The organism is Siminovitchia sp. FSL W7-1587 (assembly GCF_037963795.1).
GTDB classification, from domain to species: Bacteria; Bacillota; Bacilli; order Bacillales; family Bacillaceae_C; genus Siminovitchia; species Siminovitchia thermophila.
In genome coordinates this window covers 1,298,313-1,310,944 of record NZ_CP150169.1, presented here as the reverse complement: position 1 = coordinate 1,310,944, position 12,632 = coordinate 1,298,313, and the positions used below count along the sequence as shown (strand labels likewise).

General features: G+C 39.2%; 9 protein-coding genes. 7 read left to right on the top strand and 2 right to left on the bottom strand.

Annotated elements, in window-relative coordinates; all coding sequences use genetic code 11:
• Window positions 1–146: 146 nt before the first annotated feature.
• The 4 genes from NST31_RS06135 (at window position 147) to NST31_RS06120 (ending at window position 6,287) form a co-directional block, all read left to right on the top strand.
• The gene (locus NST31_RS06135; protein ID WP_077113091.1) at window positions 147–1,760 is read left to right on the top strand and encodes a gamma-glutamyltransferase family protein; all 1,614 of its coding nucleotides are present in this window, start codon (window positions 147–149) and stop codon (window positions 1,758–1,760) included.
• Window positions 1,761–2,016: 256 nt separating this feature from the next.
• A complete protein-coding gene (locus NST31_RS06130; RefSeq protein ID WP_077113092.1) occupies window positions 2,017–2,700 on the top strand; it encodes a response regulator transcription factor in 684 nt (227 codons plus the stop codon).
• A 1-nt stretch (window position 2,701) separates the two neighbouring features.
• Complete coding sequence (locus tag NST31_RS06125) at window positions 2,702–3,703, top strand: HAMP domain-containing sensor histidine kinase (protein WP_339164571.1); 1,002 nt, start codon at window positions 2,702–2,704, stop codon at window positions 3,701–3,703.
• Window positions 3,704–4,325: 622 nt separating this feature from the next.
• Window positions 4,326–6,287, top strand: coding sequence for a hypothetical protein (locus tag NST31_RS06120; RefSeq protein WP_339164570.1), 1,962 nt, complete (start codon window positions 4,326–4,328; stop codon window positions 6,285–6,287).
• A gap of 291 nt (window positions 6,288–6,578) precedes the next feature.
• On the opposite strand, the gene NST31_RS06115 is transcribed toward NST31_RS06120, so the two are convergent.
• Window positions 6,579–7,807, bottom strand: a protein-coding gene (locus NST31_RS06115; protein ID WP_212951973.1) for an IS3 family transposase whose coding sequence is annotated in 2 segments (ribosomal slippage) — window positions 6,579–7,519 and window positions 7,519–7,807 — 1,230 coding nt in all. Because the reading frame shifts where the segments join, the coding sequence is not laid out codon by codon here.
• Between the two features lie 299 nt (window positions 7,808–8,106).
• Here NST31_RS06115 and NST31_RS06110 point away from each other — a divergent pair.
• On the top strand, window positions 8,107–8,727 hold the full coding sequence (locus tag NST31_RS06110; protein WP_339164569.1) for a putative bacteriocin export ABC transporter: 621 nt from the start codon (window positions 8,107–8,109) through the stop codon (window positions 8,725–8,727).
• Between the two features lie 163 nt (window positions 8,728–8,890).
• Here NST31_RS06110 and NST31_RS06105 read toward each other — a convergent pair whose 3' ends face one another.
• Window positions 8,891–9,157 carry an ATP-binding protein gene (locus NST31_RS06105; RefSeq protein ID WP_339164567.1) on the bottom strand — a complete coding sequence of 89 codons (267 nt, stop codon included), beginning with the start codon at window positions 9,155–9,157 and terminating at the stop codon, window positions 8,891–8,893.
• 147 nt (window positions 9,158–9,304) lie between these two features.
• Here NST31_RS06105 and NST31_RS06100 point away from each other — a divergent pair, with 147 nt between their 5' ends.
• Both NST31_RS06100 and NST31_RS06095 read left to right on the top strand, forming a co-directional pair.
• Window positions 9,305–9,988, top strand: a complete 684-nt coding sequence (locus tag NST31_RS06100; protein WP_339164566.1) for an ABC transporter ATP-binding protein — start codon at window positions 9,305–9,307, stop codon at window positions 9,986–9,988.
• Window positions 9,985–12,609 carry an ABC transporter permease gene (locus NST31_RS06095; protein ID WP_339164565.1) on the top strand — a complete coding sequence of 875 codons (2,625 nt, stop codon included), beginning with the start codon at window positions 9,985–9,987 and terminating at the stop codon, window positions 12,607–12,609. Before NST31_RS06100 ends, NST31_RS06095 begins: the two co-directional genes overlap by 4 nt.
• Window positions 12,610–12,632 lie beyond the last annotated feature (23 nt).

Here is a 12,632-nt window from a genome sequence, read left to right as displayed (position 1 = left end):
TCAGGAGTTAATGAGAAAACGCTTAGGAGCTACAGGCCATCTCATAGTTGCCCGTACTCCATGCTCCAGTATTTTTTCATGGTTACCAGTTTTCCGGCTGGATAGAAAATCAACTATGCAACTAGTTATCAAAAGGAGGGAGATTGTTGATTACTTGTAATCACTTGTCACACCCTTATCCCATTACGAGGAACTCGGCTTATGCCAAAAATGGTGTTGTTGCCACATCACAACCGCTTGCCGCTCAGGCCGGACTGGCAATCTTGCAAAAAGGCGGAAACGCTATCGATGCCGCAATTGCAACTGCGGCCTGCCTTACCGTATGTGAGCCGACGTCAAATGGAATCGGAGGGGATGCCTTTGCGCTTGTTTGGACAAAAGGAAAGCTCCATGGTTTAAATGGAAGTGGACGTGCTCCCAAACACATTTCAATTGAAAAGGTTAAACAAATGGGTTATGATGCCATGCCCAAATTTGGCTGGATTCCTGTAACAGTGCCGGGTGTACCCGGAGCGTGGGCGGAATTGTCAAGGAGATTCGGAAAATTGCCGCTAAAGGAAGTATTAAAGGATGCGATTACATATGCCGAAGAGGGTTATCCGGTATCTCCCACTCTCAGCCGGTTTTGGAAAAAAGCTTATCTTGCTTTTTCACAGCATTTAAAAGAGGACATGTTCAAGTATTGGTTTGATACTTTTGCTCCAAACAATCGTGCTCCAAGTGTTGGGGAAGTATGGTCCTCAAAAGATCATGCCGCGACATTGAGGATGATTGCCGAAACCGATGGTAAATCATTTTACCATGGAGAAATAGCCGATAAAATTGTTCAATTCTCCAAGGAAACCGGAGGATTCTTTACGGAAGAAGACTTAGCGGAATATGAACCCGAATGGGTAGAGCCGATCGGCATCCATTACCGCGGATATGATGTGTGGGAAATTCCTCCAAATGGCCAAGGCATTGTGGCGCTTCAAGCATTAAATATTTTGAAAGGTTTTGAATTTGCGAGCAAAGAATCACTCGATACTTACCATAAGCAAATAGAAGCGATGAAGTTGGCCTATGTCGATGGGTATAAGTTTATTACGGATTTGGAGCGTATGACATATTCGGTGGAAGAAATATTAAGTGAAGCCTACGCCGAGGAGCGCCGCAAACTGATTTCGGCAGAAGCCTGCTTGCCTCAGCCGGGTGAGCCGTTCAAAGGCGGGACCGTCTATTTGGCCACCGCAGATAAGGAAGGAAATATGGTTTCGTTTATTCAAAGCAATTACATGGGATTTGGTTCTGGTCTGGTAGTTCCGGGAACAGGGATCGCATTGCAAAACCGCGGAAACAACTTTTCATTGGATCCCACTCATGTGAACGCTTTGGAAGGTGGAAAAAAAACATTTCACACCATTATTCCCGGATTCTTGACGAAAGGCGGTCAAGCTGTTGGTCCGTTTGGTGTCATGGGTGGTTTCATGCAGCCCCAAGGCCATGTTCAAGTAATCATGAATTCAATCGACTTTGGCCTCCATCCTCAAGCGGCGCTTGATGCACCGCGCTGGCAATGGATAAAAGGAAGGACAGTTGAAGTAGAACAAAGATTCCCACATCATATTGCTGGCGATTTGGCGTATTTGGGACATGATATAAGAATTGCGCTGGAAACGAATAACTTCGGCAGAGGCCAAATTATTTGGAGAGACCCTGAAACGGGTGTATTGGTAGCCGGAACAGAATCTAGAACCGATGGCGCGATTGCACTGTGGTGAAGAACATAGTAAAATATTGAAATTGGTTTCTGCTTTTGACAGCGGAAGCCAGTTTTTTTATAGTAGAAGCGCTTGATGTAAAAGCGGGGAAGAAAGATAATGGAGAAGAGGGTTAGGATTGTATAAAAGACACGGCCTGATGACATAAATGGCAAACGCAACTGATTGCTTGCCCGGGGCCTATTAAATTTGTTAGACGTAAAGTATCAAAAAAACTGGAACTATTTCGATTAGCGCAGAAGGCAGAGGTGAGATCGTGCGTATTTTACTTGTTGAAGATGATCGGACGATTGCTTCCGGTTTAGAGTATTCGCTGCAACAAGATGGTTATGAAACAACGCTGTGCTATAATGCCGCATCTGCTCAGGATTACTTAACCAAGCATTTTGCGGAAATTGACTTATGCTTATTTGATTTATCCTTGCCTGATGGGAGCGGTTATGAATTATGCAAAATGGCGAAAAGGAATGGAGATATTCCGGTCATATTTTTAACGGCTATAGATGAAGAGGTCAATGTCGTGATGGGGCTGGATATGGGGGCTGATGACTATATTACAAAGCCTTTCCGCATTCGGGAGCTATTATCAAGAATCAAATCCGTGTTGCGCCGCTATCAAAAGCAGCCGAAAGCAAAAGCGAACATTGATATCGGCCCCGTTCGGATTAATGTGTTAGAGGGAAAAGTGTATAAAAACGGTGAAGAGCTGATTTTAACAGCGTTGGAATATCGTTTATTGCTTGTTTTTGCGAACCATATTGGCCAAGTCCTATCACGTAATCAGCTTTTAGAGCAAATTTGGGATGTAGCCGGCGATTTTGTGAACGATAATACGTTAACTGTCTATATTAAAAGATTACGTGAAAAGCTGGAAGATGATCCGCAACATCCTCAATTGATCAAAACAATTCGCGGATTAGGCTATAAGGTTGGGGATTGATATGTGGAGAAATATAGAGATCCGTATTTTATTTTTAATTGTTAGTATCATTTCAATAGCTGCGGTCATGTGGAATGTGATGACTTCCATCCTTCCTCTCTATATTTTACTGGCTACTATTGGAATGCTCATCAGTGTTTTTTTTGCATTTACTTGGTGGCGCTATCGTAATCTTGAAAAACTCTCAGCTTATTTACGAAAAATATCAGCCGGTCATTACACACTCGATATTCGGGATAACCGTGAAGGGGAATTAAGTATATTAAAAAACGAAATCTATAAAGTGACGCTGATGCTGTCAGAACAGGGCAACTTGTTAAAGAAGGATAAAATTCACTTAGTGAATGCTATATCCGATATTTCTCATCAATTAAAAACGCCCTTAACATCGATGACCGTCATGGCTGATTTATTGAGTGATGATCATTTGCCAACTTCTAAACGGAAGGAATTTGTTCAAAATCTCCAAGTTCAGCTTGAAAGAATCGAATGGCTTGTTTCTTCTTTATTAAAATTATCAAAAATTGATGCAGGCAGTGTACCATTTAAAAAAGAGCCGATTAACGTGCAGGAGTTAATTGAAAAAGCCTTAGAACCTGTCCTTGTTCCCATTGATATTAAAATGCAAACCGTTCAAATAGAGAAAAAGGATGATGTGACGTTTATTGGCGATTTCAATTGGACGGCGGAGGCGCTCATCAATATGTTAAAAAACTGCGTGGAACATACACCGATTGGCGGGACGATTGCGATTTCCTATAGAGAAAATGCTTTGTTCACCGAAATAAAGATAGCAGACAATGGAATAGGAATTCCTTCAGAAGATTTGCCGCATATTTTTAAGCGGTTTTATAAAGGGAAAACGGCCGATAAAGACAGTGTTGGAATTGGCCTCTCTATGGCTCATTCCATTGTGACGAGCCAAAACGGTACGGTTGATGTCCAAAGCCAACCAGGAGAAGGAACGGCCTTCCATATTAAGTTTTACAAACAAATTATTTAACATGTTTAGAATTCCGGAACGAAGTAATTGCAGCGTAAGTAAGACTATGGTGATCCCGGCTGCTCAGGCGCAAAAATCGTATTGAACGAATACAACAGCGGTGCACAATTGCTCACACGAAATCGCCTAATTGCATCGTTCCGTCCCGACCTCTCATTTTTTCACGTGCGTTGACAATACCAACAGAATCTTTTGTTGTCTTGTTGTCCATTATTTATTTTCAGAATTATTCAAAAAATAAGAGGGTGCTTCCGAAGTTTTTCTTGGCTTACCACTCAGAAAAAGTTAGGACATTACCAGCGGATTCCGTTTTTTGAAAGCGGAAAAAAGAATGGTGCCATTTAAATTGAATTCCATCCCTCCGTGGCATTCAATCAGCAATCAGAATATCAAGAAAACCTCTTTGTATGTGACTCAAATGTCACTTTAGAGTCACTTTAACGTCATTTTCAAACGATACACTATGTTTAAGACGTGAAAGCGGAATATAAAACCCCTAAATTTAGACAAAAGCACTCTTAAGCTAATTATTTAGGGAGAGACAATTTTTTGTTCTTTGAGTTCTTAAGTTAAGGTATTATGAACTTTTTACTATTCCGCTTTATTAGCAAGGAGGAACAGCATGAAAAAAGTTTGGATCGCGTTTTTAACAGTTGGTTTAATTTTAATAAACTTAGCGATTATATTAACTTATCAACAGAAAGAAATTGGTATGTATTACAAATCTAATGAAAATCATTTTAACATCACAGTAGGTGACTGGTCAAAATCTGTCCCTCCTAAACAACTATTAACAGAGTTGGATACATTCGCAAAAGAAAATCAATTTAACATCTATAAAAAAGTGATGTATGGAGGAGGAGCAACTCAACAAAGCCTAAAAATATATGCATCTATACATAATAAGGAATTATTTGATAAGGAATTTAATAACACTAACCAGATTCCATTAAATAAAAAAATGGACGTGTTTAATTCTAATTTTTCCGTCTATTTGTACCCTTTCGAAGAAGCTAATGAAGAGAATATCCGCGGCTTTTATACATTTCAAATAAATAATGCAAAGGATATAAACCTCATAAAAAATAAACTTACAGACATGGGATTTAAGTACAGTCTTGAAAAAACGACAACCTTTTTTGATATGCTTGTCTCAAATCCTTCATATATCGCATTAGCCATCATACTCGGTGTATATATCCTTTTATTTTTATTAGTAACGCTCTATGAAATTTTTATGCGTTATAACGAAATTGCCGTATATAAGCTTCACGGATATCGTTCAGCAAATATCGTTCAAACATTCATTAGAGAAAAATTGAGACAATTCTTTTTAGTAACCGTAATATTAGGAATCATCGGTATCATTTCCGTATATTTCTATAACCATTTTAAGGGGTTACAAGGGTTCTTGTTCTATTGGCTCATCGTCTATTCCATTTTTTCCGTGATATTAATCCTCATTTATTTATGTTCGTTATTTGTTATCCGCGAAGTGAATATTCCGGCTATGATAAAACATAAACGGCCATTAAAAAGGATCACCGTTCTAAATATGGCTTCCAAAGTCTTTTATGCGATTATTATTACCACGCTGTTATTAAATTTATTGGAAACTTACAATCAGTTAAAACAGAAACTAACCGTACTGGATGAGTGGGATGTGTTAAGGAATTACTCCATTTTAGAATACCAAGAATATTCATCTGACGATTCAAACAAAAGAAAGCAAATCGAGACTGAATTGGGGGAAAAATCAAGGGAGCTATTTCGCCTTGTAAATGATGACAGTTTATTGATTGAACCTAGCCAAGGTTATGTACAAATGCCAGATGGTAGTAATAATGCACAACCTAATCGTTTAGACCCGTATGAAGGTAATAGCATCGTAGTCAATAAAACGTATGTGAAAAAATTTATAAAACCTATAAACAAACCAATTCCAACAACAAACGACACTACCTTACAGTTATATGTACCAAAAAAGTATAAAGACTCGGAAGATGATATTAGAAAAACTTATCTGGACTGGTTTAGAGGTCAAAAATATATGGATGCATTAGTAGCCGGTGAATTAACAGAAACGGAATACAATCAAAAGAAGTTAGAGATTCAAATTACGTACATAGATCATGATAAAAAATATTTTCTATTTAATTATGGGGACTCTTATCAAGTAGATTATGCCAATGATCCTATCTTTGCCATGATAACAGCAGATACATTAGGTCCTTCCGCTTATTTAAGCATAGTAAGTAGTAGATTATTTGTACGTACAGATAACGCGAGTAAGCCTTACACAGAACTATTGCCGACTATCGAAAAAAGTAAGTTAGAAAGTACTATTTTAACTACACCAAATATTTATACAGAGGTTGGTTATGAAATTTCCTCTGTAAAGACGGCGTTTATCCTTAATATAATGATACTGGTTGCAATCTTGATTGTCTCTATCATTATCTTAGCGTTTATTACCGTTAATTATTTGGAAAGAAATAAACTATTTATCGCCGTCAAGACTATTCATGGGCGGATTAACCCCCGTATTTTGGACATGGTTACTCTTAATCTATCTTTTTCTTAAAATAGCTCTCTATTTCTTGATTTTGGATTCTGTGCTTCTTGTCCGCCACCATTGACCTTGCTTTTGTCCGTGTAGCGGTATCCATGCAGGTTAGCGAAAATAAAAGCCTAGAGGCTCGCCTGCAACAGATGGTAACACGGACAAGTCGATTCTAAGTATTCGTTGGCGGGGCCCCGACCCCTTCCACCGCCTACTAAGAATCGGGCGCTGCGGTAAATGGCAAGCAGCTGCGCTGTGGCTCCTTTCGTAGCCTGACTAGGATTCCTATCGGCCCTGACTCCCTCAAATCGATCACACGCGAACCTCTTTGATTTCCAATTTATGATGCTTATTTTGTTCGTAAAACTCCTGAGGTGATAGGTCCAAAATACTTGAATGCATCCGTCTTTCGTTGTAGAAGACCATAAAATCCGTGACAGCTTCATAGGCTTGCGCATAGGTTTCAAACTGCCACCTTGAGAGGCAATCATCTTCAAAAATTCGATGAAAAGATTCAATATGGGCATTCATATTCGGCGTTCTTGGCGGAATTCTTTCATGTTCCATATGGTATTTTTCGCAAAATTCCTCAAAAGTATGGGAAACAAACTGTGGCCCATTGTCTGTTCGGATCACTGGTTTGATCGCTGCGTTGAATTGTTGGCGTCTTAACAATGCTTGTTGAAGTGCCTGGACGGCATCTTTAGCTGTACAGCTTAATCCGTTATGATAGGCGACAATTCCACGGTCATATACATCGATAATGGACATGACGAAGAAAAACCGGTCTTCCCCTTCGATGTAGCCGTATTTGATATCCGCTTCCCATAGTTGGTTTGAGTCTGTTATCGTACGGTTTCGTGCCAGTTTCCTAGGGTGTTGGGTCTTCTTTTTGCGTTGTGGACGCAGGATACCCAGCTCTTTGCACAACCGGTAGACTTTCTTCTTGTTGATGACAAGGCTATATTCGCGGCGAAGCCTCTTAGTCAGTTTGCGGTAGCCATAGTTGAAGCCATCGCCTGCAATTTCCTCCAGAAGGAATTCTTTGATTTGTTCGTCTGATACTTTTCGTCCGTCTTCTGTGAAGGAATAACCTGGTGCTGGACGTCCCTCACTCACTTTTTTCTCTTCCACACGGTAGTTCTTTTGGTAATAATAGGTGGAACGAGCGATCCCTATGACCTTTAGCACCTTAGAAATAGAATAGCCTTTTTGAATCCAGTGGTCGGCTACTTCAATTTTTTCAGCAAGTGAGGGTTTTTCTTTTTTATAATGTCGCGTAAAATCGCGATTTCAAGGTCTTTTTCACCAAGCAATGTTTTAAGCTTTTCATTTTCCTTGGATACTTCTTTCGGGTCAAAATCTGGTAAAACAGCGACATCAACATCACCATATTTTCCGTCTTTATATTCCCGCACCCAACGGCATACCATGTTGGAATTCAGTTCATAACGGCGGGCAACAAGGCTGTTATTGCCTGTCTCCTGGGCCTCTTTGATGACTTGTAATTTAAACTCCTTGGAGTGTTTGTTTCGTGTCATGTTGTTAGCCTCCTTGGTACATTAAGCAGTATATTATTTTTTACCCTTATTGTCCAAGTTCATTTAGGGGCTAATTAGATGGGTATACTACTTGGGATAAACATAAAAACTTCTACTTATTTAACTTCCTGTCTTGGTTGGTTATATTAAGCACTTTCGCTTTACTCTCAGAGAAAGTGAGTATGCTATTTTTTGTGATTATCACCACATTTGTATGTGCCGAGATCGCTATCATTACGATGCTAATAAGAATTTATGAAAATAAAAATACCGTATTAATAGTAAAAGGGGAGTAACAAATGATTGAAGTAAATAAGCTTATCAAGAGTTATCTGGGGAAAAATATCATTCATAACCTGAGCTTTACCATAAAAGACGGGGATATTGTTGCATTAGTCGGACCAAGTGGTGCAGGAAAATCCACCTTACTGAATATGATTGGTGGAATCGAACCATTTGATTCGGGTGAAATTAAGATTGACAATCAATCGCTTTCTAATGCTAAACAAAGAATAAGTCTATTGCGAAATAAAGTTGGTTTTTTATTTCAAAATTACGCTTTGATAGATCAGGAAACGGTAGATAAAAACTTGGAGATCGCTTTAAAGTTTAATACTACTGGAAAGAACAAACAAGAATTAAAAAAAGAAGTATTATCCAAAGTAGGACTGGTTGATAAACTTTCTCATAAAGTGTATCAACTAAGTGGTGGACAACAACAAAGAGTAGCGTTAGCCAGATTAATGTTAAAGCCATGCTCCATCATCTTAGCGGACGAGCCTACAGGTGCATTAGATTCGGACAATAGAGATCTTGTATTACAACACTTAAAACAATTCAATGAAGCAGGTAAGACTATTATTGTTGCTACCCATGATGAAGTTGTCGCTGATTTTGCCGATTATCGGATTGAACTTTAGTTACTGATGTTATCTGTTAAGAATTAGGCGGAGAATTACTATGTAACCAATGTATTTGGCAAGCAAAAATGTCATGAAAAAGTATCGTGCTTGCCAACAGTATTAAAGATGCCATAAGGACTGCTTACAACGGAAGCTGTCGCTTGTAAAAAGTAATAAATGATTAAATGACAGTTGTCGTTAAAATCGTGTCTCTAAAGACATTGGTTTCCACTGGCGAAATTGCAGGTTGGAACACGGGAACGACATGAAAGAACAGTTCGGCTCCTCCTTTGTAAAGAGGGATGAATCTCAAATCATCCAAGACTAGCAGGTCAAGTTTCACGGTCTGTTTCATTAATTGGGGCAGTTTCCCTCCATGATGAACATCGATTAATTGATTTACTAAACTCGCTATTGTATAGAATCTGAATCTGCGCCAAAGTTTCATCGCTTCTTTAATCACTTGTATTTAAATTTTAGAATGTCTTGTTCGTTTCATGTTGATAGGCATTCTTGATAATTTGTATTCTATGAAATTACACACTTAGTGTCCAAGTCCTTGGGAGGGCTAATGTGAAAGGATGGAGGTTTCGTAATGGAGATTTTGCGAGTGGAACATTTATCAAAAGTATATGGAAAAGGGGAAACAGCCGTCAAGGCTTTAGACAATATTTCTTTTTCGGTCCAAAAAGGCGAGTTTGTCGCGATTATCGGGCCATCTGGCTCCGGGAAATCAACACTTCTGCATTTGTTAGGCGGGGTCGATCAGCCAACAAACGGGAAAGTATTTGTTGATAATACGGATATATACCAATTAAATGAAACACAGCTGGCGATTTTTCGCCGTCGGCAAATCGGTTTGATCTATCAATTTTATAATTTGATTCCGGTGTTGACCGTTGAGGAAAATATCACATTGCCGCTTTTATTAGATGGGCATAAAGTGGATGAAAAGCAATTTCAAGATATTGTGAACCGCTTAGGATTAGAGAATCGACTGCATCACTTGCCCAATCAGCTTTCTGGCGGGCAGCAGCAGCGTGTTTCAATTGGACGGGCTTTGATTTGCAATCCAGCTCTCATGTTAGCCGATGAACCAACAGGAAACTTGGATAGTCAAAATAGTGCAGACATCATTGAGCTATTAAAAATGTTCAATAAAACATATCAGCAAACCTTGATCATCATTACACATGATGAGCGCATTGCTTTACAAGCCGATCGGATTATCGCGATAGAAGATGGGAACATCAAAAAGGACGAGGTGGTTCGTCCATGAATATCGTGAATAAAGTAACGATCCGCCACTTGAAGGAAAATAAGCGGCGTACCCTTGTTACGATTATCGGTGTGATTATTTCTGTAGCGATGTTAACTGGCGTATCGACAATTGGTGTATCGTTTATGGACTTATTAAAAAGGCAAACCATTGCCGATAAAGGTGAATGGCATGTCTTGTATCGAGACGTGAATCCAGAGCAACTGGAAGCGATACAAAAAGACGAACAGACCAAAAAAGTGATTTTGTCGAAAGATATAGGCTATGCTTATTTAGAAGGAAGCCAAGATGAATACCGGCCATATGTATTTTTAAAATCGTATGACAAAGAAGGCTTTCAACATTTTCCGATTGAACTGTCAAGCGGGAGACTGCCAAAAAAGGAAAATGAAGTTGTGATTTCGGAGGAAATAGTCACCGAGGCACTGGTCAATTATAAAATCGGCAGTTCCATGAAGTTGGAAATTGGAAAAAGGGAGGCACCACAATCAGAAATAACAGGGCCTTTACAACAAGATTCTGCTTTAAATTATGATGAAAATGGTGAAGTCTCTGAACAATTAGTTGATCTGCAGGCGAAAGAATTTACGATTGTGGGAATCATGAAACGTCCTAAATGGGAGATTCCCTGGTCGCCGGGATATACTATCATATCCTATTTAAATGAGAATTCAATTGGAAAGGATGAGCCACTGAATGTCAGTGTCGTCTCCAAAAAATTAACCGGATCTTTTTACAAGGATACAGAGAAATTTGCCCAATCGCTTGGCATTAGCGATTATGAAGTGAACATTGAGTTGCTTCGTTATTCCGGTGTGGTGAAAAGTGACGGCATGCGTCAAGCTCTTTATTCTGTTACCGCTGTGATCATGGCGATCATTCTTATCGGTTCCGTGTCCTTAATTTATAACGCCTTTGCGATTTCCGTTTCCGAACGCTCACGTCATTTAGGCATGATGGCGAGTGTGGGGGCAACGAAACAACAAAAGCGGAATTCTGTCTTTTTTGAAGGAATGGTTATTGGGTTAATTAGTATCCCGATCGGCATTTTAGCCGGACTTGGCGGCATAGCCATTACATTTATGTTTATTAATTCGCTGATCCAAAATGTATTTAGTGTAACGGTCCCATTAAAAGTAACTGTCACACCTGGCTCACTTATTGCCGCGGTGATCGTATCTGTTATAACTATATTTATTTCCTGTTTTCTGCCAGCCATTAAAGCGTCCCGCATTTCCGCCATTGATGCGATTAGACAAACTGCCGATGTAAAATTAACGGGTAAAGCGGTCAAAACTTCCAGGTTGGTGCGAAAGATATTTGGGATTGAAGCGGAAATAGGCTTGAAAAACTTAAAGCGCCATAAACGCAGATACAAAGCGACCATTTTTTCATTGGTCATTAGTATTGTTTTATTTTTGTCCGTCTCTTTCTTTACGGACAACTTGAAAAAAGCACTTTCCCTGCAACAAGAAAGGGTCAATTATGATATTCAGGTCGGTCTTGGCTATGAAGATGATGAACAATTTTTGCGCAATATCATAAAAACGGAAGAGATTACGGATTACAATTTAATCACAGAGTCCACCTTGGTTTCAATGGTTGAAGCTGATAAGGTGGCGGACCCCATTCGTGAGTGGGATGGTTTTGAAGACATGTTAGTAGATGGCAAATACCATTACAATATCAGATTACACGCTTTAAAGGATGAAAAATTACAAGCCTATGCGAAGCAGGCAGGAGCAAGCTTTGATGATTTAAAAAATGGTTCCTTCGCGATTTTGCATGACACCGTCCAATTTGGGGATGCAGGCACAGGGAAATATACAGAAACAAAGGCTATTCATCTGAAAGAAGGGGAGGAGCTTGAGCTTTTCAGGCCGATTGACGATGAAACAAATGAAACAGATGAAGAAGTAGAAACAGAAGAAACAGAAGAAGAAAAATTGCAATCTGTCGGTAAAATCAAGGTTGCCAAGTTTACGGACCAGGTGCCGATGGGAATAAAGCATGCCGAGCTTGGTGAATTAAATATGATCGTATCAGAGTCCACTTTCAAACAGTTTGGATTGTCAGAAGAAGAAAGTACCCCCTATTTATACTTAAATAGTACGGATCCCGTTAAAACACAGAAAAAGATAGAGGAAGTTCAAAGAATAAAACATTTTATCGCAAATCATTATCAAGAAAAACAACGGGATGAACAATTAATTTTGATTTTATCAGTGTTTACGTATGGATTTATTAGTTTAATAACCATTATTTCCATCGCCAATATTTTAAACACGATATCGACTAGTGTGTCGTTACGAAAACGTGAATTTGCGATGCTGAAATCGGTCGGGATGACACCGAAAGGCTTTAGTCGGATGATTCATTATGAAAGCATCTTTTATGGAATCAAAGCATTATTGTACGGATTGCCGTTGAGCTTCGTGGCCATGTACTGTATTTACTATGCTTTGGGACATGCGTTTTCCTACGATTTCTTTTTACCGTGGCTCAGTATTCTTTATGTCGTCATTGCTGTTTTTGTGATCGTTGGGATTTCCATGATGTATTCAAGCTCGAAAGTAAAAAAAGAAAATATTATCGACGCATTGAAACAAGAAAATATGTAAAAATAGGGCTGCCGACAAAAGTG